Origin of the sequence: Streptomyces sp. NPDC021093 (genome assembly GCF_044333135.1) — a bacterium.
Lineage (GTDB): Bacteria > Actinomycetota > Actinomycetes > Streptomycetales > Streptomycetaceae > Streptomyces.
On record NZ_JBIRQJ010000002.1, the window covers coordinates 835,739 to 857,364 of the forward strand.

Consider the following 21,626-nt stretch of genomic DNA (forward strand, 5'->3'; position numbering starts at 1 on the left):
GCCACAGGCGGTGGGGAGGGGAGGTGTCGTCCTTCCCTTCCCACCGCCCTCCACATCGGTTCTTCAGTGCAGGGAGGCTCCGCCGTGTCCACAGATGCAGCGCCCACCGACGCAGCGCCCACCGACGCCGCGCCCATCGACGCCGCGCCCACAGATGTCGTACGCACCTCTCCCGATGTCGTACGCAATTCTTCCGAATCGGCCCGCACCGGCGTCTGGTTCGTCGGTGCTCGCGGCTCGGTCGCGACCACCGCCGTCGCGGGCTGCGCGGCGACGGCGGCGGGCCTGCACCCGCCGACCGGAATGGTGACCGAGACCGCGCCGTTCGCGGAATCCGGCCTGCCGCCCCTCACCTCGCTGGTCTTCGGCGGCCACGACACGGCGAGCTGCCCGCTGCCCAAACGGGCGGAGCAACTGGAGGCCGGCGGCGTCCTGCCGTACGGCCTCACCGCTGCCGTACGCGCCGAACTGACCGCGGCCGACGCGGAGATCAGGCAGGGAGGGCCGCTGCCGGGCGACACCCGCACGGACGACGCGCTGATCGCGTCCTTCGCGGCGGACCTGACGGCCTTCCGCACCCGCCACGACCTGGCGCGGGTGGTCGTCGTCAACGTCTCCTCCACCGAACCGGCGCCCTCGCCCGCCGACAGCTCCCTCGCACCCAGCTCCCTCTACGCGGCGGCGGCCATCCGCTCCGGCTGCCCGTACGTCAACTTCACCCCCTCCACGGGTGTGTACGCTCCCGCGCTCGCAGCAGACCTGGCCGCGAGCGGACTGCCGTACGCGGGCCGGGACGGCAAGACGGGGCAGACGCTCCTGCGGGCGGTCCTCGCCCCGATGTTCGTCCAGCGCGCTCTGTCCGTACGTGCCTGGTCGGGTACGAACCTGCTCGGCGGCGGCGACGGAGCGGCCCTCGCCGACCCGGCAGCGGCGGCGGCGAAGAACGCGGGCAAGACCCGCGTCCTCACCGATGCCCTGGGCCAACTCCCGCAGGGCGACGTCCACATCGACGAGGTCCCCGCACTCGGCGACTGGAAGACGGCCTGGGACCACATCGCCTTCGAAGGCTTCCTCGGCGCCCGCATGACCCTCCAGACCACCTGGCAGGGCTGCGACTCGGCACTCGCCGCCCCACTGGTCCTGGACCTCGCCCGGCTCCTCGCCCGCGCCCACGAACGCGGCATCTCCGGCCCGCTCCCCGCCCTCGCCTTCTACTTCAAGGACCCCGACGGCGCGGGCTCGGCGGCACTGGCCGACCAGTACGCGGACCTGCTCGACTTCGGTACGGCGCTGGGAGGCGGAGCCGCATGACGAGTCCCGCTGGTGGTGATGTCCGCGCCTGGCTCGAACTCCTCCGCGTATCGGCCCTGTTGACCGTCCCGGGCGACGCGCTCGCCGGAGCGGCGGCCCTTGGCACCCGCCCCAACAGGGGTACGGCACTGGCGCTCGCCTCCTCCCTCTGCCTGTACGAGGCGGGCATGGCCCTCAACGACTGGGCGGACCGCGCCGAGGACGCCCGGGACCGCCCGCACCGCCCGATCCCCTCGGGCCGGATCGCCCCGGCGGCGGCCCTCTCGGCGGCCGGCGCCCTGTCAGCGACGGGCCTGCTCCTGGCCTCACGGGCAGGCCGACCCGCACTCGCGGCGGCGACGGCGGTCACCGCGACCGTCTGGGCGTACGACCTGAAACTCAAGCACACGGCACTGGCCCCGGCGGCGATGGCGTCGGCACGGGCGCTGGACCTGCTGATGGGGGCGGTGGCGACGGGTACCTCCGCTCCGGGGTCATCCCGGTCGGCCCTGGCCGAAGCACTGTCCGCCGCGACCCTGCTCGGTGCGCACACCTACGGGGTGACGGAGGTGTCGCGGCACGAGGTGCAGGGAGGATCAACGGCGGCGCCACTGGCTGTACTTGGGGCGGTGGTGGCCATAGCGGCGGGCCTGTCCCGCAGGGCGGGAGACGGGGCACCGCCGGGTGGTGTTGGCCGGGGTGGGGTCCGGTGGGGTGGCGTCGGTCGTGGTGCGGCCAGGGCAGGTGGTGACCGTCGGGGTGTGGTCCGGCAGGGCGTCGGCCGTCGGAGTGCGGTCCGGCTGGGTGGTGCCCGTCGGGGCGTGGCCCGGCAGGGAGCCGCCGGTCTTGGTGCGGTCCGGCAGGGAGTCGCCGGTCTTGGTGCGGTCCGGCAGGGGGGTGCTCCGGGGGCTGCGGCCGGAGGCCCCCCGGGGGCTGCTGCGTCCGCGCGGCACGGTGCCCGGCCCGACCGCATCGTGGCCTGTGCGCTCGCCGCGGCGTACCTCCGAACCGCCGCGCGCCCGCTCCTTCATGCCGCGCTCAACCCGTCCCCGCCCCTCACCCAGCGCGCGGTCGGCGGCGGCATCCGCGCCATGATCCCGCTGCAGGCCGCACTGGCGGCCAGGGCGGGAGCCCCCGGCGCGGGGGCGGCCCTGCTGGCCCTGGCGCCGCTGGCCCGGCGCCTCGCACGAAAGGTGAGCCCCACGTGAAGCCCCTGAAAGACCCGCCTGAGGCCTCCGTCCGGCGCCCCACCCAGGGGCCCGCGCCGCACCGCCCCGGCTCGCACCCGGTCCCGCACTCCACGTCGCGCCCCGTCCCGGGACCCCGCACCGCACCCCTCCGCTTCGGTTACGGAACCAACGGCCTCACCGACCTCCGCCTGTACGACGCGCTGGCGCTCCTCGCTGACCTCGGCTACGACGGCGTCGGCCTCACCCTCGACCACATGCACCTCGACCCGATGTCCCCCGAACTGCCCGCCCGCACCGCCAAGTTGGCGACACGTCTGGAACGACTCGGCCTCACCGTCACCGTCGAGACCGGCGCACGCTACGTCCTGGACCCGCGCCGCAAACACGGCCCGTCCCTCCTCGACCCCGACCCCGCAGGCAGGACGGCCCGCGCCGACCTCCTCCGTACGGCGGTCCGGGTCGGCGCGGAACTGGGCGCCCACGCCGTGCACTGCTTCAGCGGTACGGTCCCCGCCGGCACGCCGACCGACGCCGCGTGGCAACGGCTGGCAACGGCCATGGTTCCGGTGGTCGAAGCGGCCACGGCGGCCCGCATCCCCCTGGCCGTCGAACCGGAACCCGGCCACCTCCTCGCCACGCTCGCCGACTTCCACCACCTGCGCCGCGTGCTCGGCGACCCGCACCACCTCGGCCTCACCCTCGACATCGGCCACTGCCAGTGCCTGGAACCTGGCTCGCCCGCCGACTGCGTACGGGAGGCGGCGCCCTGGCTGCGCCATGTGCAGATCGAGGACATGCGCCGGGGAGTGCACGAGCACCTGCCCTTCGGCGAGGGCGAGATCGACTTCCCGCCGGTACTGGCCGCACTGGCGGCGACCGGATACCAGGGCCTGACGGTGGTCGAACTGCCCCGCCACTCCCACGCGGGCCCCGAACTGGCGCGCAGCTCACGGGAGTTCCTGCGCGAGGCGACAGCGGGACTCCACCAGACAGCCGCCCGGCCGACGCAGCCGTCCCGGGCCACCGCACCGGCGAAAGCGAAGGACACACCGTGACGACCGTCCGCGCCGACAGCCCCACCGCACTCAGAGAAGCACTCGAAGCGCACCTCGGCGGCGCGGCCAGGGCTTGGCTCCACGAAGCTCTGGCCGAGGCAGCGGCTGCCTCGGCACGGGGCAGTTCGGCAGTTCCGACGACAGAACCCGCGCCTGCGGCGACGGAGAGCGCACACGGGACCGAGAGAGTACGCGAGACGGAGAGAGTACGCGGGACCGAGAACGCACGTGGGACCGAGAGCGCACGCGGGACGGAGAGCACGCCAGCCCCGATACGGAGCCCGCAGAGCACGGAGCCCCCCACCTGGGAAGTCCGCTTCGCTGAGGCAGGCCGCCGCTGCCGCACCAACGAAAACCGCAGTGAGTCGGCGCGGGGGGCTCAGGCGGCTCAGACGACCCGGCTGGCGAAGGCGATCCATGGGACGCAGGGGGGCCAGGCAGTCCCGGTACCCGATGACCACGACCCCGCCACCGCCGCCCGCATCCTCCTCCTCTGCGCCGCCCACGCCGACCGCCCCACCACCCACCGCCTCTACACCCGAGGCACGGCCGCCGAACGCAGAGCCGTCCTCCAGGCACTGCCGCACCTCGCCCACGCCCATGACGGCTCCGCCCTGCCGCTCGTGGAGGACGCGCTCCGTACCAACGACACCCGGCTGATCGCCGCCGCGCTCGGCCCGTACGCCGCCGACCACCTGGACCCGCACGCCTGGCGGCACGCCGTCCTCAAGTGCCTCTTCACGGGAGTCCCCGTCGACGCCGTCCACTCCCTGGCCCACCGCGCCCAGGGTGACGCCGAACTCGCCCGCATGCTCACCGACTACGCCGCCGAACGCACCGCCGCCGGCCGCCCCGTCCCCGCCGACCTGCACCGGGTCCTCGCCCGCACTGCCCCGGCCCATGTCCCACAGGCCACCGTCGCCCCCGCTCCCGAGGCCCCCTCGGAGGAGTCCTGATGCGCATCTTCGACCCGCACATCCACATGACCTCCCGCACCACCGACGACTACGAGGCGATGTACGCCGCCGGGATCCGTGCCGTCGTCGAACCGTCCTTCTGGCTCGGCCAGCCCCGCACCTCGCCCGCCAGCTTCTTCGACTACTTCGACGGCCTCCTCGGCTGGGAACCCTTCCGCGCGGCCCAGCACGGCATCGCCCACCACTGCACGCTCGCACTCAACCCCAAGGAGGCGAACGACCCCCGCTGCACCCCCGTACTCGACGAACTGCCCCGCTACCTGGTCAAGGACTCCGTCGTCGCCGTCGGCGAGATCGGCTACGACTCGATGACCCCGGCCGAGGACCACGCCCTCGCCGCCCAGCTCCAACTCGCCGCGGACCACGGCCTGCCCGCGCTCGTGCACACCCCGCACCGCGACAAGCTCGCCGGGCTGCACCGCACCCTCGACGTCGTACGCGAATCGCACCTCCCTCCGGACCAGGTCCTCCTCGACCACCTCAATGAGACAACCGTAAAGGCCGCCACTGACAGCGGCTGCTGGCTCGGCTTCTCCCTCTACCCGGACACCAAGATGGACGAGGACCGGATGGTCGCGATCATCAAGGAGCACGGCACGGAGCGCGTCCTGATCAACTCCGCGGCGGACTGGGGGAGGAGCGACCCCCTGAAGACGCGCAAGGCCGCCGACGCGCTGCTCGCCGCGGGCTTCTCCGCCGACGACGTGGACCTGGTCATGTGGCGCAACCCCGCCGCCTTCTACGGCCTCAGCGGCCGCCTCGACCTGACGGCCCCCGCCGCCCCGCCCCTCCTCCACGAGGGCAACTCCATCCTCCGCGGTGGCGAATAGAGCCCCACCTCACGGCACCCCACCCCCCCCACCCCGGCACCGGAAGGGGACACCCCGCATGCGCTTCCGCCACCCCGACGGTTCGACCGTCCACCTCGCGTACTGCACCAACGTCCACCCCGCCGAGACCCTCGACGGAGTGCTGGCCCAGCTCCGCGACCACTGCGAGCCCGTACGCAAACGCCTCGGCCGGGACCGTCTCGGCATCGGTCTGTGGCTGGCGAGGGCCGCCGCGCACTCCCTGGCCACCGACCCGGCGGCACTCCGCGGCCTGCGCGGCGAACTCGACCGGCGCGGCCTCGAAGTCGTCACCCTCAACGGCTTCCCGTACGAAGGATTCGGCGCGCAGGAGGTCAAGTACCGCGTCTACAAACCCGATTGGGCCGATCCGGAGCGACTCTCCTACACCACCACCCTGGCCCGGCTCCTCGTCGCACTCCTCCCGGACGACGTGACGGAGGGCAGCATCTCGACGCTCCCGCTGGCCTGGCGCACCCCGTACGACCAGCACCCCACCGCCGCGACCACGGCCCGCACCGCCCTCACCACCCTCGCGGAGCGCCTCGACGCCCTCGAAGACCTGACCGGCAAGTCCGTGCGCATCGGCCTGGAACCCGAACCGGGCTGCACCATCGAAACCACCGCCGACGCGATCGCCCCCCTGGCCACGCTGGGCCACCCCCGCATCGGCGTCTGCGTGGACACCTGCCACCTCGCCACGTCCTTCGAGGACCCGGCCACCGCCCTGTCCGCCCTCACCACCGCGAACATCCCCGTCGCGAAGGCCCAGCTCTCAGCCGCCCTGCACGCGGAACACCCCCACCTCCCCGAAGTCCGCACGGCTCTCTCGCACTTCGCCGAACCCCGCTTCCTCCACCAGACCCGCACCACCACCCACCCCCCGGAGACGCCCGCCGCCGACCACCCCACAACCCCCCACCTGCAGGCAAGCCCTCCACCCCACGCCCTCCACGGCACCGACGACCTGCCCGAAGCCCTGGCCACCGCCTCCCTCCCCACCAGCACCCCCTGGCGAGCCCACTTCCACGTACCCCTCCACGCACCACCCGCCCCACCCCTCACTTCCACCCTCTCCGTCCTCCAGGACGCCCTCGCCCAGCTCGTCGCCCACTCCTCAGGGCACCCCCTCACCCACCACCTGGAGGTCGAGACCTACACCTGGCAGGCACTCCCGCCTGAGCTCCGCCCCCGCACCCGTGCCCAACTCGCCGACGGCATCGCCGCCGAACTCACCCTCGCCCGCGACCTCCTGACCGACCTGGGCCTGAAGGAGCTCCCATGACCCCGTCGCCCCAACAGCCCCCCGAGCCCGAGCCCGCCGAGCCCGTCACGGACACCGGCCCCACTGTCGCCGCAGCCCCCACCCCCCTCCTCGTCCTGGACGTCGTAGGCCTCACCCCCCGCCTCCTCGACCACATGCCCCGCCTCAAGAGGCTCGCCCGCACCGGCGCCCAGGCCCCCCTCACCACCGTCCTCCCCGCCGTCACCTGCTCCGCCCAGTCCACCTTCCTCACCGGTGCCACCCCCGCCGAGCACGGCATCGTCGGCAACGGCTGGTACTTCCGTGAACTCGGCGAAGTCCTCCTCTGGCGCCAGCACAACGGCCTGGTCTCCGGCGACAAGATCTGGGACGCCGCCCGCCGCGTCCACCCCGGCTACACCGTCGCCAACATCTGCTGGTGGTACGCGATGGGCGCCGACACCGACATCACCGTCACCCCCCGCCCCGTCTACTACGCCGACGGCCGCAAGGAACCCGACTGCTACACCCGCCCCCCGTCCCTCCACGACGAACTGACCGAGAAGCTCGGCACGTTCCCCCTCTTCCACTTCTGGGGCCCCGGCGCCGACCTCACCTCGTCCCGCTGGATCGTCGGCGCGACCCGCCACATCCTCCGTACGAACCACCCCGACCTGGCCCTCTGCTACCTCCCGCACCTCGACTACGACCTCCAGCGCTACGGCCCCGACGACCCCCGGGCCCACCGCGCGGCCGCCGACCTGGACGCGGTCGTGGCGCCCCTCCTGGACGACGCCGAGGCCGAGGGACGTACCGTCGTCGCGCTCTCCGAGTACGGCATCACCCGCGTCTCGCGCGCCGTGGACATCAACCGCGCCCTGCGCCGGGCCGGCCTGATCGAGGTCCACACACAGGACGGCATGGAGTACCTGGACCCCATGACCTCACGCGCGTTCGCCGTCGCCGACCACCAGATCGCGCATGTCTACGTACGCCGTCCCGAAGACCTCGACGCGACCCGGGCCGCGCTCGAAGGACTCGACGGAGTCGCCGAACTCCTCGACGACGAGGGCAAGAAGGCCCACGGCCTCGACCACCCCCGCTCCGGCGAGCTGGTCGCCGTCGCCGCCCCGGACGCCTGGTTCACGTACTACTACTGGCTCGACGACGCCCGCGCCCCGGACTTCGCCCAGCTCGTCGAGATCCACCGCAAGCCCGGCTACGACCCCGTCGAGCTCTTCCTCGACCCCCTCGACCCGTACGTACGCCTCAGGGCAGCCGCCGCGGTCGCCCGCAAGAAGCTCGGCATGCGCTACCGGATGGCCGTGGTCCCCCTGGACCCGACCCCCATCCGCGGCAGCCACGGCCGCCTCCCCGCGAGCGACGACGAAGGTCCGCTCATCCTCTGCTCCACCCCCCACGCACTCACCGGCCGCACCGCGGCCACCGAAGTGAAGGCCCTGCTGCTCCACCTGGCGGGCCTGCACTGACACCCACGCGTTCGGTACGAGCCCGTTCCGTACGAGCCCGTTCCGTACGGGCGCATCCCGTACGGGCGCATCTCGTATGCGCCCGTCCCGTACGTACGCCGTACGCCCATTCCGTACGGGCGACCCACCGACCCGACCGAGGAGCCCGCATGTCCCACCTGCCACGCCTGCCCCGCAGACCCCGCAGCAGCAAGGCCGACGACCCCGAGCTCACCCACCGCCTCTCCCGACGGAACATGCTCGGAGTGGCCGCCGGAACCACCGCCGCCGCCCTCCTGGGCGCCGCCGCGACCCCGGCGGTCGCCGCCGAAGCCCCGCAGACCTCCCGCGACAAGGGCCACGGCGGCCGGCCCGTACTCCCGCCCGGCCGCCTCGGCGTCCAGCTCTACTCCCTGCGCGACAAGGTCGCGACCCTCGGTTTCGCGAAGGTCTTCGCCGAGCTGGCGCTCTACGGCTACGACGAGGTCGAGTACGCCGGCTACACCCAGGGCTCGGCCGGTCCGCTCACCCTGCCCGAACTCCGCCGCCTCACCCGCGACCACGGCCTGCGCGGCATCGGCAGCCACGTCGGCTACTACGACGACAACAACCCGAACGCCTACACCTTCGCCCAGAACCTCAACAAGGTCCTCGACGACGCCCAGACCCTCGGCCTCCAGCACATCGGCACCGCGTCGGGCCCCTGGCGCTACGGCACGACCGTCGACGGCTGGAAGCGCTGCGCCGAGGAGTTCAACACGTACGGCGAAGCGGCCCGCAAGCGCGGCATGAAGTTCTACCAGCACAACCACGCGGAGGAGTTCTCCTTCGCCACCGACCGGCCGGGGACCCGCCTCTACGACGTCCTCCTCGCCGAGACCGACCCCCGCCTCGTCCACCTGGAGATGGACATCTACTGGGCGTACGTGGGCCAGTTCCGCTTCTCGAAGAGGGCCGACGGCACCCCCGCCCCCTTCGACCCGCTCCGTTACGTACTCAAGCAGCCGCACCGCTACCCGCTCTTCCACGTCAAGGACGGCGAGCACGACGCCGCCGCCCGCGACGGCTACCGCATGACCGACGTCGGCGACGGAGACATCGACTACCAGCGCTTCATCTCCGCGGTCAACCGCACCCACCACGGCCGTCGCGACCACCACTGGCAGGTCGAACACGACAGCCCCACCGACTCCTTCGCCTTCGCCCGGAAGTCCAGCGCCCACCTGCACTCCCTGCGCGAGCGCCACCACTGACGCGCGGCGGCGGACGCTGACACCCGACGGCGGACGAGGCTCCCGCCTCCCAGGGCCCCTCAGCCGATGCCCTGACGATCGGCCGTGAGCGCGAACTCCCGCTCGGCGGCGACCGGCACCGTACGCTCCACCGTCTCCACCAGGAGCGCACGGTGCCGGAGCAGTACCTCCCGCCGCTCCTCCGGCGCGAGCAGCAACAGGTCCTCGACGCCCGCCATCATCCGCCGCGACACCTGCGGGTTGCCCACCACCGCCCCACGGATCTCGCTCAGCCCCAGATCCACCAGATTCGCCCACCCCGGCACGTCCTGCACGAACCGCACGGCCCCGTCCGCGTCCCGGTGCCGCAGCGCCCCCAGCGGCAGCTCCGCGGCCACCGACAGGAACTGCACGATGCGGTCAAGCGCCTGCACGGCCGTCGTCGGATCGTTCACCGCGGGCGACAGCGCACGCAGCGCGATGTCCGCCAGCTGCCGCAGCCCGAACCCGAGATCCTGGTGAAAGGTCCGCTCCACCCCGACCGACACCGAGTACCGCAACGCCTTCCGGGACACCACCCCCGCACCGTGCACGGCGAGCACGGGGGTCCCCGGCACCACGAAATCCCCGATCCGCGGAATCAGCCGCAGCACCACACCCCGCCGCCGCGCCACGCGCACCAGCCGTGCGATGTGCACGTCCCGCAGCACCCCGGCCCGCCCCTGGTGCGCGAACCTGGCGGTCTCCGGCCCGAGAGCGCTGTCCGCCTCCTCGCTCTGCTGCTCCTGCTTCCTCAGCAGGGCCAAGGACTCCCGGCTGATCCGGTCGATGACGTGGCTGACCCGCATCAGCCGCAGCGTCGAGTTCACGTAGACGATGAACAGCAGCAGGCTCAGGCCCACCATCAGCATGGTCAGCACGCTCTGCAGCAGCGGCACCGAGCTCACGAGCCGGGGATCGCTCTCGCCGTCGTACGCGGCCATGACCAGCAGCGACAGTACGAACGTCGCGAGGAAGACGGCGAACGTCAGCTTCGTGATCCGGCTCCGTACGAAGATCCGCACCACCCGCGGGCTGAACTGCCCGCTCGCCATCTGCACGGCCACCAGCGAGATGCTGAAGACGACACCGATGAACGTGAGCATCGCCGAGCTGACCGTCGTGATGATCGTCTTGGCGTCGTCGGCGTACCCGATCAGCCCGGCGATGCCGTCGTAGTCCCCGTCCTGCCGCATGAGCTCGACGACCTCCGCGTCCACGACGGACGCCGCCCACCACAGCAGGGCCACCCCCACCAGCCCGGCCGTCGGGGCGAACCAGAAGGTGTCCCGCAGATGCTCCCGCAGCGGCGAGAGAGCCCGTGGCCTGCGATAACGCGAACCGCTTGGAGTACTCACCCCGCGAAGCTAGGCCGTACCGCGCCCCCTAGGTGGGCACCCCTCCGCATGCCACCTCAGTCGTACGTACAACGGTCCTCCGGTCTGACCCGTACGGCCCAAAGCCCCCCGAGGATGGAACCACCACCACAAACCACCACATCCCCGATCCACCGCACCCCAGATCCACCACATCTGAGATCCACCGCACCCCAGAACCACCCCACCGAGGAGTCACGCCCCATGAAGCGCGCAGCCATCGTCGCCATCACCGCCGGATCCGTCGCCGGTGCCGCCTTCCTCGGCCTCGTCGCGGGCCCGGCAGTCCAGGACTGGTACACGGGCCGCCACGACGAGTCCGCCACCTACGCCACCGGTGCCGAGGCCAAGGAGTCCCGCCCCTCGGTACCGCGCTGGCTCCCCGACACCGCCAAGGACATCTCGTACGCGATGAAGACCACCGGCGGCGACCGCCTCCTCAAGGCCACCCTCCCCACCGCGGCCACCCTCCCTCCCACCTGCAAGAAGCTCCCCACTGCCGCTTCCACCGAGCCCGCGCTTCAGGCCGACTGGTTCCCGAAGAACTCCTCAGGCGAGGCCGCCTACCGCTGCGATCTCTACTACGCGTACACATCCGGCAACACCCTGTACGCCTGGCAGCACAACGACGACTGGATCACCTCCAACAAGGCGGCCGCAGGTCACTGACCACGCCAAACGCAGGTGAAACCCACCCCGAACCCCTGGTATTGTTTTCCATGTCGGAACGGGACAGCGCAAAACAGCCCCGGTCACGACAGACACCTTGTCCGGGTGGCGGAATGGCAGACGCGCTAGCTTGAGGTGCTAGTGCCCTTTATCGGGCGTGGGGGTTCAAGTCCCCCCTCGGACACCAGCGAAGACCCCACATCATGTGGGGTCTTTTGCGTTGCCGTGGGCGTCCGCAATGACGGTGGACGGTCGGGCGTTTCGGTCACCGTCGACCCCGCCCTGATGTGACCCAGATCACTCCCGGGTGAAAACCCGCAGGCCCAGCCCCACGTCTAGCAGGTGTGAAGCGAGTGAGGGCGGCAGCGCCGCAGGAACTGGACGAGGAGCGTCTCCTACGACGCGTGGCCCGGGGGGACCGGGCCGCCTTCGAGGAGCTGTACCGGCGTACGTCGCCGTGGCTGGCGGTGCGGTTGCAACGTCGCTGTGCCGACCCGCAGATCGTCGCCGAGGTCATGCAGGAGACGTATCTGGCGGTGTGGCGGGCGGCGGGCTCCTTCGCGGGGAGCCGGGCCGGGGGGACGGCCGTCGGGTGGCTGTGGACGATCGCGGCCCGCCGCCTCGTCGACGCGTTCCGGCGCAGGGCGCACCACGCGGAGCCGCCGACCGCCGCCGCTCCGCACCCCGTGGCGCCCGCCGCGGAGGAGGAGGCGCTGGTGGCCACCGTCGGCGGCGACGTCGGGGACGCGCTGCGGCGCCTCGCGCCCGAACTCAGTGAGGTACTGCGGGCCATGGTGCTCGACGGACTGTCCGTCCGGGAGACCGCCGTTCTGCTCGGGGTGCCCGAGGGAACGGTCAAGACCCGCGCCCGCCGGGCCCGGATCGCGATGCGGGAGGCACTGGCATGAATCACGTGGAACACGCGTCGGTACGGCTCATCGAGAGGTACGTGCGTGGCGAACCGGATCTCGGCACCGACGAGGTGTGGGCCCTGGAGGCCCATCTGGAGGGGTGCGGGGTCTGCCGTGACCGGCTGTCGGTCGCCGTGGCGGTCGGGGCACCCGCCGTGGCAGCGGCGACCGACGCCGTCTGGGCCGACCTCGCGCACCAACTGGCCGCCCTTCCCGCACCGCGGCGCCGGCGCGGGGTGCGACTGTCGGCGTGGACCACGCCCGCCATGACGCCGTGGCTCGCCATGGTCCTGGCCGTGACCGTGCTCGCACTGCTGCTGGACGTGGTGGGCCCCGGCTTCGGCCAGGTGTCCCTGGTGCTGCTGCTCGCGCCCGTCCTGCCCGTGTGCGGTGTGGCCGCCTCCTGGTCGCGCGGCCTGGACCCGGCGTACGAACTGACGGCCTCCACACCGAGGGCGGGGCTGCAACTGGTGCTGCGGCGCACCGCGTCCGTGCTCGCCGTGGTGATCCCCACGCTGCTGGCCGGGGGATGGGCGACGGGCGTGACGGCCGCGCAGTGGCTGCTGCCCTCCCTGGCCTTCACCTCGCTGACCCTGGCGCTGGGCGGGGTGATCGGCGTGACCCGCGCGGCCGTCGTCCTGGTGGCCGCATGGGCCGCGGTGGTGGTGGCGCCGACCCTGGCCACCAGCCGTATGACCGTCGTCCTGCAGCCGTACGGGCTGCCGGTGTGGGGGCTGGTCCTCGTGCTCGGCATCGGCGTCGTGATCGCCCGCAGAGGTGCGTACACCGTGCTGGGAGCCCATCGATGAATTCCCTGAAGGGACCGAGAGAGCAAGTGAAGAGGAACCGCGTGATCGCAGTGAGCAGCGCCGACATCGCCCCCACGGCCTACGCCTGGGAGATCCGGGCGACCGGGCTGAAGGTCAAGGTCGGCAGGAACCGGATGGCGGTCGACGGGCTCGACCTGTCGCTCGGCACCGGCGTACACGGCCTCCTCGGTCCCAACGGAGCGGGCAAGACCACCCTCATCCGGGCGCTGGCCACCGTGCTGCGCCCCACCGAGGGCGAGCTGGAACTGCTCGGGGAGTCCGCGGGCGGGCCTGGCGAGCACCGTGCGCTGCGCCGCCGGATCGGTTACCTGCCGCAGGAGTTCGGCTACTACAAGCGCTTCACCGTGCGCGAGTTCGTCGAGTACATGGCATGGCTGAAGGAGGTGCCCAAGGCGGACATCCCCGCGGCGGTGCAGCGCGCCGTGGAGCGGGTCGGTCTGGCCGACCGCGCCGACGAGCGGATGAAGGCCCTGTCGGGCGGGATGGTGCGGCGGGCCGGCATCGCCCAGGCCATCGTCAACGACCCGTCGGTCCTGCTCCTCGACGAGCCGACGGTCGGACTGGACCCGGCGCAGCGGCTGCGCTTCCGCGACCTGCTCCAGGAGCTGGGCACGGACGCCTGCGTGGTCGTCTCGACCCACCTGGTCGAGGACGTGGCCGCAGCCTGCACCGACGTGGTGCTGTTCGCCGAGGGGCGGCTGGTCTTCCAGGGGACCCCGGACGAGCTGGCCGCCGCGGGCGGCCCGGAACACGTGGGCGACAGCCCGCTGGAACGCGGCTACTCGGCACTGCTGGCGGACCCCGCACAGACGAGGGGCACCTGGTGAACCTCCGTGTCCTGCGCATCGAACTGAGGCGGTCCTTCGCCCCCTGGGCCGGTGCCGCCGTCCTGGTGGCCGCGCTCGCGTTCCTGTACCTCGTGCCCGGCGCGTGGGGGAGGGGCACCACGCTGTGGACGGACCAGTGGACCTCCACGGCCCTGTGGACCCGGTACCTGCTGGCCTTCCTGTGGCCGCTCGCCGTGGGACTCGGGGCGCTCCAGGGGCTGCGCGACCCCCGCTCGAAGATGTCCGAACTGCTGGCCAGCACCCCGCGGCCCGCACGGCACCGCGCGGCCGCCCTGGCGGGCACGACGGCGTTCGCGCTGGTCTCGGCCTTCGCCCTCCTCGTCCTCGTGGGCGTGGTGCAACTGCTCGCAGGCGGTGCCGCGTACGTCAGCATCGGCTGGCTGCCGATCTCGCTGGTGGGGGCGCTCGCACTGGGCGCGGGGGCCGTCCTGGGCATGGGGGTGGCGCGGGCGGTGCCCTCCGCCCTCACCCCGCCCGCGCTGGCCGTGGCCGCCCTGGTGTTCAACAACTTCCTGCGACAGGTCCAGAGTTCGGACTCCGAGCTACCGGTGTCCGCGGTGCCGAACCCCGTCTCGCTGCTGTCGCCCGCGGTGGCGGAGGTACGCGAAACCCTCCTCACGCTCTCCGGCCCCGTGCACCTCGGGCAGACGCTCTGGCTGCTCGGCATGGCCGCGACGGGCCTCGCCCTGCTGGTCGGCACCGGCCTGCGTGCCCGGCTGCTCGCCCTCACCCCTCTGCTGGCGGGCGGGGCGCTCGCCCTGCTTCTGCTGCCGGCCGACGACCGCGACACGTACGTGGTCGACCGGGCCGCGGCGGAGCAGGTGTGCGAGGGCCCGGTGTGCGTGACGGCGGCGCGGCAGGCGCGGCTCGACGGCCTGGCGGGTCCGGGCAAGGAGGCGCTGCGCCTGATGCGCGGCGCCCTGGGGGACAAGGCGCCCGTCACGGTCCGGGAAACGACCGCACTACGGGCGCTCGGCGCCGTACCGGAACGGCCCCGCGCCTCCGTGCTCGTCGACTTCGACGACGGGATGATCGGCGGCGCCGAGGGCGAACGGCAGCTGACCCGGGCCCTGGTCGCCCAGGGAATGGTCCCGCTGTGCCGCCCCCGCAGCGAAACCGAGAGCGGTACGCGGGAGGACGCCGCCGCACAGGCTGTCGCGGCCTCCTGGGTCCTGGGGGAGGACCTCCGTCCGCTCGACGGGACGATGTACCCGCCGAAGGACCAGGACGACCTGGCCCGCCCGGTGTGGAAGAAGCTCACCGCACTGCCGCGGGCGGAGCAGCGGAAGCGGATCGGTGCCGCGCACGCCGCCGCGGTCTCCTGCGCGGGCGACCCGCTCGCCGTCCTGAACGGCGGTGTCTCACGGTGAGGTGGCTGACGCTGTACGCGCGTTCGCGCCAGGTGCCCTTCTCGGCCGCCGTGGTGGCGCTCAGCGCGCTGGTGGTGTGGGCACTCGCGGGTCTCGGCGGCGGGGCGCCGACGGATCCGCGGCTGGCCGCGCTCATCCTCGCCGCGGGGGCGACGGCGGTCTCGGTCGGGCTCGGCGGGCAGGACCTCGGTCTTGACCGGACGGCCGCGATCCGCTGGATGCCCCGCCGGGCGGCGCACGTGCTGCTCGGCGGGGTGGTCATCGGCGCGGTGCTGCTGGCGGTGCAGACGATGAGCGGGCAGCAGGCCTCCCCGGTGTTCGTGGTGCGCAACAGCGCGGGGCTGACGGGGCTCGTCGCCCTCGGGGCCGCCTGGTGCGGGGGACAGTACGCCTGGGTCCTGCCGGTCGCGTGGCTGTCCGTCTCGTTCGTCGTTCCGCCCGCGCCGGACGTGGCGACGCAGGTCCTGACCTGGATGATGCTGCCGCCCGGCACGGAGACCGGCACCTGGACGGCCGTCGTGCTGGCTGTCACCGGCGTCGCGGTCTACGCCTTCGGAGGGCCGCGGAGATAGCGCCTCTGCGGGTCGCCCTGCGGATCCGCAACTCCAGTTCCAGGGGTGGCAGTTGATGGTGGGCGGCGGCTAGGGTCGCGATAAGCGATCGCTTAGGCCAGAGACTGGAAGAGACTTTCAGCGAAGGGCAGGGATTCCGTGCCGGTCATCGACGCGTGGATGCAGCACCCCACGGTCCGCCACTACAACCACGACATGCTGGAGTCCCTGCGCCGGTGGACCGGGATGGAGCTGCTGACCGAGCCGCTGCCGGTCGGGGTGACGGTGGACGCGATGGCCGCGGCCGACGTGGAGATCGGTCTCTCGTCGGCCTGGTACGGCCCTGGAGGCCCGCTGATCAGCAACGACGAGGTCGCCGATTTCGTGGTCCGGTCCGAAGGCCGGCTGCGCGGAGTGGCCGGGGCGGACCTCACCCGGCCGGTCCAGGCCGTGCGCGAACTGCGCCGCGCCGTCACGGAACTGGGCTTCGTGGCCCTGCGGATCGTGCCCTGGCTGTGGCAACTCCCGCCCACCGACCGGCTGTACTACCCGCTCTACGCAGCCTGCGTCGACCTCGGCATCCCGTTCTGCACCCAGGTCGGCCACACCGGACCGCTCCGTCCGTCCGAGACCGGGCGCCCCATCCCGTACATCGACCAGGTCGCGCTCGACTTCCCCGAACTCACCATCGTCTGCGGGCACATCGGATACCCGTGGACCACGGAGATGATCGCGGTGGCCGACAAGCACCCCAACGTCCACATCGACACCAGCGCCTACACCGCCCGCCGCTATCCGCGCGAACTGGTCGACTACGTCCGCGGCCGGGGCCGCCGGAAGGTGCTGTTCGGTTCCAACTACCCCATGATCACCCCGGCCCGGGCGCTGGAGCACCTCGGTGAGCTGGACCTGGACGAGGAGGCCACCGAGCTGTTCCTGTCCGGCAACGCGCGCCGGATCTTCGGCCTCTGACCGGGTGCCGGCCGGTGCCCTGCGCCCCGGCCGGCACGGGCGTGTCCCAGTCCCTGACACAGGCGTTCCGGGTGCTGTATGTGCGGGATAGGCTTTCTGTTCGCTCTTCGTACGCCCCAGCCTTCCAAGTGCCCTGGAGTCGCCGTGACCCTCCTCACCAGCTGGCCCGAGTCCGGTCCCGACACCGTCGTCCGCCGTACCGCAGACCCGGCGGAGATTGCCGCCGCGCTCGTCCCGATCGGGGTGCGGTACGAGCAGTGGCCGGTCCTGGCGCACGTGCCCTTCGACGCGGGGATCGAGGAGGTGTCCGCCGCGTACCGTGCGGACATCGACAAGCTGACCGCCGAGGAGGACTTCAAGATGGTCGACGTGGTCGCGCTGCACCCCGGTGACGACCCGGAGTTCCCGGCGAAGGCCGCGGCCGCGCGGGCGAAGTTCCTGCAGGAGCACACCCACGACGACGATGACGAGGTGCGCTTCTTCGTCGCCGGGTCCGGGATCTTCTACCTGCACGCGCGGGGCGAGGTGCACGCGGTGCTCTGCGAGAAGGGCGACCTGCTGGGGGTGCCGCGCGGCACCACCCACTGGTTCGACATGGGCACGTCCCCCTCCTTCACCGCGATCCGCTTCTTCCACGAGGAGGACGGCTGGATCGGGAACTTCACCGGATCCCCGATCGCCGGGCGCTTCCCCGACTTCGACACGATCGCGGCCGCGTACGCGGCAGAGGCGGAAGCAGCGGCCGGAGCGACGGCAGAAGGAGAGACCGGCAAGTGAGTCCCGTGTACGACGTGGACGCGGTGGTCCTCGACATCGAGGGCACCACCAGCGCCACGGGTTTCGTCGTCGACGTGCTCTACCCGTACTCGCGGAAGCGCTTCGGCGCGCTGCTGAGCGAGCGGGCGGCCGAGCCCGCGGTGGCCCGGGCGATCGCCCAGGTGCGGGAGCTGGCGGGCGAGCCGGACGCGGACGCGGCCCGGATCGAGGCGGTCCTGAACGGCTGGCTGGACGAGGACCGCAAGGCCACCCCGCTGAAGACCCTCCAGGGCATCGTGTGGGCGGAGGGCTTCGCACGCGGCGAACTGGTCTCGCACTTCTACCCGGACGTGCTGCCCGCGCTGCACGCCTGGAAGGCCGCAGGACTGAGCCTGTACGTGTACTCGTCCGGGTCGGTGTCCGCCCAGCGGGCGTGGTTCGCCTCGACCCCGGAGGGCGACCTCTCGTCGCTGGTCAGCGGCTTGTACGACACCGAGAACGCGGGGCCGAAGCAGGAGGCCGCGTCATACCGGGCCATCACCGGTGCCATCGGCACGGCCGCGGAGCGGACCCTCTTCCTCTCGGACCGCCCCGGTGAGCTGGACGCGGCCCGTGCGGCCGGGTGGCGCACGGCCGGGGTCCGCAGGGCGGGGGAGCCGTACTACGAGCAGGGCGTGGGCGACCACCCCGAGGCGGCGACGTTCGACCAGATCCACCCGAGAGGCGAGTGAGCACAGCATGAGCAGCAGCGACGACGTGACCGGGGGCCTGTCCGGCGACGTGACCGGCGGAGTGTCGGGCGATGCGACCGGCGGCGTGTCCGAGCAGGAACTCAAGGCGGCGGGCGCGGTGTTGGCCGCCGAGTCGGCGCGCTTCGCGTCCTTCGGCTGGATGCGCGGCACCTCGGGGAACCTCTCGCAGGTCCTTCTCCGGGACCCGCTGCGGCTCGCGGTCACCGCGTCGGGCCACGACAAGGGCGAGCTGACCGATTCCGACGTCGTCCTGGTCGACGGCGACGGTGCGGCGATCGGTCCGGGCAGGCCGTCCGCCGAGGCCGAACTCCACGCGCGCGTCGCACGGTTGACCGGTGCGGGCGCCGTCGTGCACGTCCACACCGTCGCCTCGGTCGCGATGGGACACCGCGAGCCGGGTGGCATCGTCTTCCGCGACCTGGAGATGCTCAAGGGCGTCGGCCAGCCGGCCGAGGGCGTCGACGTCACCCTCCCGGTGATCGCCAACAGCCAGGACATGAAGGTGCTCGGCGACCGGCTGGAGGCCGCCCGCAACCCCGGGATGCCCGCCGTCGTGGTCGCGGGGCACGGTCTGTACGTGTGGGGTGCGGACGCCCGCCGGGCCCGCCACCACACCGAGGTCGTCGAGTGGCTCCTCGAACTCACCCTGGCGAACCGGGACCGGTAACCGCCAGAAGCAGGAGCAGGAGCAGGAGCAGGATCAAGACCGGGACCGGCCACTTGCGGCCGGTCCCGGCGGCCGTCAGGCCAAGTGGCTCCCCGGGAGTTCGCCCGCGCCGAAGTCCAGGACGCCGCGTTCGGTGACGAGGGCGGTGATGAGGCGCCCCGGGGTGATGTCGAAGGCCGGGTTGTGCCCCCGGGTGGCGGGCGGTGCGGTGCGGGTGCCGCCGTAGGCCACCACCTCGTCCCCGTCCCGGAGTTCGATGTGGATGTCGTCGCCGGACGAGGTGGCGACGTCGACGGTGGTGGTGGGGGCGGCGACGAGGAACGGGATTCCCGCGTCCGCGCAGGCCAGGGCCACGCCCACGGTGCCGACCTTGTTGGCGGTGTCGCCGTTGGCCGCGATGCGGTCGGCTCCGACCACGGCCGCGTCCACCTCCCCGCGCAGGATGGTCCCCGCCGCGGCGCCGTCGGCCTGGACGCAGTGCGGGATGCCCTCGTAGTCGAGTTCCCACGCGGTGAGGCGGGAGCCCTGGAGGAGGGGGCGGGTCTCGTCGGCGTAGACGAGCTCGACCAGGCCCCGGGTGTGGAGTTCGCGGATGACACCGAGTGCGGTGCCCCAGCCCGCGGTGGCCAGCGCACCGGTGTTGCAGTGGGTGAGGATGCGCAGCGGGCGGGTCAGACCGGTGCGCCGGAGGAGCCAGTCGGCGCCGAACACCCCCATGTCCCTGTTCGCCCGGATGTCCTCGCGCTGGATCGCGGCGGCCTCGGCCAGGACGGCCGGCAGTCCGGCGTCGAGGTGCGGCAGGACCCGGTCCACGCAGACCGCGAGGTTCACCGCGGTCGGGCGGGCCTCGTGGACGCGGTGGACCGCGGCCAGGACCTGCTCGCGGGACCAGCCCTCGCGCTCGCCCTCGATCATGGCGAGAGCCACCCCGTAGGCACCGGCCGCGCCGATCGCGGGAGCGCCCCGTACCACCAACCGGACGATGGCGTCCACGAGTTGGGCCGTATCGCGGATCTCGACGTAAGCGAAGTGATGGGGGAGGATGGTCTGGTCTATGAGGCGCAAGTGGTCTCCGGACCACTCGACGGCACGCAGTTCGGCAGTGGCGGCCGCAGGAGTGGCTGCGGTCGCGGCGACGGGCTGGGACACGGGCGTCTCCTGAGCGGTTCGGGGCTTGTTCTGGCCTGAATGTGGTGTGCGCATACGGTACTTGAGCTGCGGGAATGCATTTTGAGACAGCTGTTCAGCATATGGACAACCGGTTAGGGGTGCCGTACACGGTGTTACTGTCCTGCCCCGCACCCTCTCGGTGTGTTCGTCTCACTACTCCCTGCTGCTGCCTGGGACGCACTTCCCGTGCCAGGCCCGCCCGTTAGGCGATTCACCATGTTGAAGCGAATACGTACCGCCACTTTCCGGGCTGCCACCCTCCGGGCGACCGCTCTCGCCTCCGGTGCCGTGCTGCTGGCGACCGCCTGCAACGCCTCCGCGACGAAGACCGACGGGGCCGGGTCGGCCGACGGCAGGTCCTTCGTGCTGGTCACCCCGGACCCCGTCGCCCAGAACGACTTCCTCAAGCTCTCCGTCAAGGGCATCAAGGCGGCGGCGAAGACCCACAAGGGAAGCGCGAGGACGTACGAGTCCGCCGACCCCTCCGCCCGCGCGCAGAACCTCACCGCCGCGGTGAAGGACTCGCCGGACGTCGTGGTGATGGTCGGCTACGAGTTCGCGGATCTGGTCGCCAAGCAGGCCAAGTCCCACCCCGACCAGCAGTTCCTGCTGGTCGACACCTGCACCCTCGCGAAGTTCCCCAACGTGACCTGTGCGACCTTCCGCGAGCAGGAGGCCGCCTATCTGGCGGGCGCCGAGGCGGGGCTGCTGACCAAGAGCAACAAGGTCGGCTCGGTGGACGCGGAGGACAGCCCGACGGTGCACCGCTACAGCGACGCGTTCGAGGAGGGGGCGAAGAAGACCTCCGCGCAGACCACCGCCGCGACGCGCTACGTCGGCGGCGACAACCCGTACACCGACTCGGCACGCGCCAAGGCGCAGGCCAGCTCGCTGATCTCCGGCGGCGTCGACCACATCATGGCCGCCGCGGCGGCCGGCAACTACGGCATCTTCGAGGCCGCGAAGGCCAAGGGCGTGTACGCCTACGGGGTGGACGCCAACCAGTGCCCGGCCGCCAAGGGCGCCGTCGTCGACAACGTCATCAAGAAGACCGACGTCGCCATCGAGAAGGGCGTCGCCGCGATCCTCAAGGGCAACACCGGCCACACCATCTCCTACGGCCTCAAGGAGAACGGCATGAGCCTGACCGGCCTGGAGAGCGGCATCGAGCAGTCCGGCTGCGTCATCGCCGAGCACACCGACGTGATCGAGAAGGTCAAGGCGCTGCGCGAGCAGATCGTCTCCGGGAAGCTGAAGATCGATGACCCCGCAGCCTGAGGCGCCCACCGAACCGGCCGAACCGACCGGGCCCACCGAACCGACCGAACCGACTGGGCCGACCGGGCCGGCCGAACCGACCGGGTCGACCGGCCCCGACGAGCCCGTCGAACCGGGTGCGTCCGTTGCGCCG

At 72.3% G+C, this 21,626-nt stretch carries 21 protein-coding genes and 1 tRNA gene; 20 read left to right on the plus strand and 2 right to left on the minus strand.

All coding sequences use genetic code 11. The annotated features are described in order from the left end of the window. The first annotated feature begins 135 nt into the window (after positions 1–135). The 8 genes from ACH4SP_RS08610 (at position 136) to ACH4SP_RS08645 (ending at position 9,325) form a co-directional block, all read left to right on the plus strand. The gene (locus ACH4SP_RS08610) at positions 136–1,311 is read left to right on the plus strand and encodes an inositol-3-phosphate synthase (RefSeq protein ID WP_398411857.1); all 1,176 of its coding nucleotides are present in this window, start codon (positions 136–138) and stop codon (positions 1,309–1,311) included. Next, positions 1,308–2,498: an SCO3242 family prenyltransferase gene (locus tag ACH4SP_RS08615; RefSeq protein WP_398411527.1), complete on the plus strand. Its 1,191-nt coding sequence runs from the start codon at positions 1,308–1,310 to the stop codon at positions 2,496–2,498. Before ACH4SP_RS08610 ends, ACH4SP_RS08615 begins: the two co-directional genes overlap by 4 nt. A gap of 5 nt (positions 2,499–2,503) precedes the next feature. Next, on the plus strand, positions 2,504–3,535 hold the full coding sequence (locus ACH4SP_RS08620) for a sugar phosphate isomerase/epimerase family protein (RefSeq protein WP_398411859.1): 1,032 nt from the start codon (positions 2,504–2,506) through the stop codon (positions 3,533–3,535). Beyond that, positions 3,532–4,491 carry an EboA domain-containing protein gene (locus ACH4SP_RS08625; protein WP_398411529.1) on the plus strand — a complete coding sequence of 320 codons (960 nt, stop codon included), beginning with the start codon at positions 3,532–3,534 and terminating at the stop codon, positions 4,489–4,491. Before ACH4SP_RS08620 ends, ACH4SP_RS08625 begins: the two co-directional genes overlap by 4 nt. Further along, the gene (locus ACH4SP_RS08630) at positions 4,491–5,342 is read left to right on the plus strand and encodes a TatD family hydrolase (protein WP_398411530.1); all 852 of its coding nucleotides are present in this window, start codon (positions 4,491–4,493) and stop codon (positions 5,340–5,342) included. The genes ACH4SP_RS08625 and ACH4SP_RS08630 overlap by 1 nt, the downstream gene beginning before the upstream one ends. Before the next feature lie 58 nt (positions 5,343–5,400). Then, positions 5,401–6,645, plus strand: a complete 1,245-nt coding sequence (gene eboE, locus ACH4SP_RS08635) for a metabolite traffic protein EboE (RefSeq protein WP_398411534.1) — start codon at positions 5,401–5,403, stop codon at positions 6,643–6,645. Continuing rightward, positions 6,642–8,093 (plus strand): nucleotide pyrophosphatase/phosphodiesterase family protein, encoded by a 1,452-nt coding sequence (locus tag ACH4SP_RS08640; RefSeq protein WP_398411537.1) that lies wholly within the window; start codon positions 6,642–6,644, stop codon positions 8,091–8,093. The genes eboE and ACH4SP_RS08640 overlap by 4 nt, the downstream gene beginning before the upstream one ends. Positions 8,094–8,242: 149 nt before the next feature. Next, the gene (locus ACH4SP_RS08645; protein WP_398411539.1) at positions 8,243–9,325 is read left to right on the plus strand and encodes a sugar phosphate isomerase/epimerase family protein; all 1,083 of its coding nucleotides are present in this window, start codon (positions 8,243–8,245) and stop codon (positions 9,323–9,325) included. 59 nt (positions 9,326–9,384) lie between these two features. Here ACH4SP_RS08645 and ACH4SP_RS08650 read toward each other — a convergent pair whose 3' ends face one another. Continuing rightward, the gene (locus ACH4SP_RS08650) at positions 9,385–10,701 is read right to left on the minus strand and encodes a DUF2254 domain-containing protein (protein ID WP_398411542.1); all 1,317 of its coding nucleotides are present in this window, start codon (positions 10,699–10,701) and stop codon (positions 9,385–9,387) included. Positions 10,702–10,923: 222 nt separating this feature from the next. Here ACH4SP_RS08650 and ACH4SP_RS08655 point away from each other — a divergent pair, with 222 nt between their 5' ends. From ACH4SP_RS08655 to mtnB, 11 genes are all read left to right on the plus strand, one after another. Continuing rightward, positions 10,924–11,388, plus strand: a complete 465-nt coding sequence (locus tag ACH4SP_RS08655) for a hypothetical protein (RefSeq protein WP_398411544.1) — start codon at positions 10,924–10,926, stop codon at positions 11,386–11,388. 99 nt (positions 11,389–11,487) lie between these two features. Next, a tRNA-Leu gene (locus tag ACH4SP_RS08660) sits at positions 11,488–11,575 on the plus strand. Between the two features lie 166 nt (positions 11,576–11,741). Beyond that, a complete protein-coding gene (locus tag ACH4SP_RS08665; RefSeq protein ID WP_398411546.1) occupies positions 11,742–12,296 on the plus strand; it encodes an RNA polymerase sigma factor in 555 nt (184 codons plus the stop codon). Then, the gene (locus ACH4SP_RS08670) at positions 12,293–13,108 is read left to right on the plus strand and encodes a zf-HC2 domain-containing protein (protein ID WP_398411548.1); all 816 of its coding nucleotides are present in this window, start codon (positions 12,293–12,295) and stop codon (positions 13,106–13,108) included. Before ACH4SP_RS08665 ends, ACH4SP_RS08670 begins: the two co-directional genes overlap by 4 nt. Beyond that, on the plus strand, positions 13,105–13,956 hold the full coding sequence (locus tag ACH4SP_RS08675) for an ABC transporter ATP-binding protein (RefSeq protein WP_398411551.1): 852 nt from the start codon (positions 13,105–13,107) through the stop codon (positions 13,954–13,956). Before ACH4SP_RS08670 ends, ACH4SP_RS08675 begins: the two co-directional genes overlap by 4 nt. Further along, the gene (locus ACH4SP_RS08680; RefSeq protein ID WP_398411553.1) at positions 13,953–15,347 is read left to right on the plus strand and encodes a hypothetical protein; all 1,395 of its coding nucleotides are present in this window, start codon (positions 13,953–13,955) and stop codon (positions 15,345–15,347) included. Before ACH4SP_RS08675 ends, ACH4SP_RS08680 begins: the two co-directional genes overlap by 4 nt. Continuing rightward, positions 15,344–15,919 (plus strand): hypothetical protein, encoded by a 576-nt coding sequence (locus ACH4SP_RS08685; protein ID WP_398411555.1) that lies wholly within the window; start codon positions 15,344–15,346, stop codon positions 15,917–15,919. Before ACH4SP_RS08680 ends, ACH4SP_RS08685 begins: the two co-directional genes overlap by 4 nt. A 159-nt stretch (positions 15,920–16,078) precedes the next feature. Next, positions 16,079–16,870, plus strand: coding sequence for an amidohydrolase family protein (locus tag ACH4SP_RS08690; RefSeq protein WP_398411558.1), 792 nt, complete (start codon positions 16,079–16,081; stop codon positions 16,868–16,870). A 144-nt stretch (positions 16,871–17,014) separates the two neighbouring features. After that, a complete protein-coding gene (locus ACH4SP_RS08695) occupies positions 17,015–17,647 on the plus strand; it encodes a 1,2-dihydroxy-3-keto-5-methylthiopentene dioxygenase (protein ID WP_398411560.1) in 633 nt (210 codons plus the stop codon). Further along, the gene (gene mtnC, locus ACH4SP_RS08700) at positions 17,644–18,357 is read left to right on the plus strand and encodes an acireductone synthase (RefSeq protein WP_398411562.1); all 714 of its coding nucleotides are present in this window, start codon (positions 17,644–17,646) and stop codon (positions 18,355–18,357) included. Before ACH4SP_RS08695 ends, mtnC begins: the two co-directional genes overlap by 4 nt. Before the next feature lie 7 nt (positions 18,358–18,364). Beyond that, complete coding sequence (gene mtnB / locus ACH4SP_RS08705) at positions 18,365–19,045, plus strand: methylthioribulose 1-phosphate dehydratase (protein WP_398411565.1); 681 nt, start codon at positions 18,365–18,367, stop codon at positions 19,043–19,045. A 75-nt stretch (positions 19,046–19,120) separates the two neighbouring features. Here mtnB and mtnA read toward each other — a convergent pair whose 3' ends face one another. After that, complete coding sequence (gene mtnA / locus ACH4SP_RS08710; RefSeq protein WP_398411568.1) at positions 19,121–20,194, minus strand: S-methyl-5-thioribose-1-phosphate isomerase; 1,074 nt, start codon at positions 20,192–20,194, stop codon at positions 19,121–19,123. Between the two features lie 237 nt (positions 20,195–20,431). Here mtnA and ACH4SP_RS08715 point away from each other — a divergent pair, with 237 nt between their 5' ends. Then, positions 20,432–21,493, plus strand: coding sequence for a BMP family ABC transporter substrate-binding protein (locus ACH4SP_RS08715; RefSeq protein WP_398411571.1), 1,062 nt, complete (start codon positions 20,432–20,434; stop codon positions 21,491–21,493). The last annotated feature ends 133 nt before the right edge of the window (positions 21,494–21,626 follow it).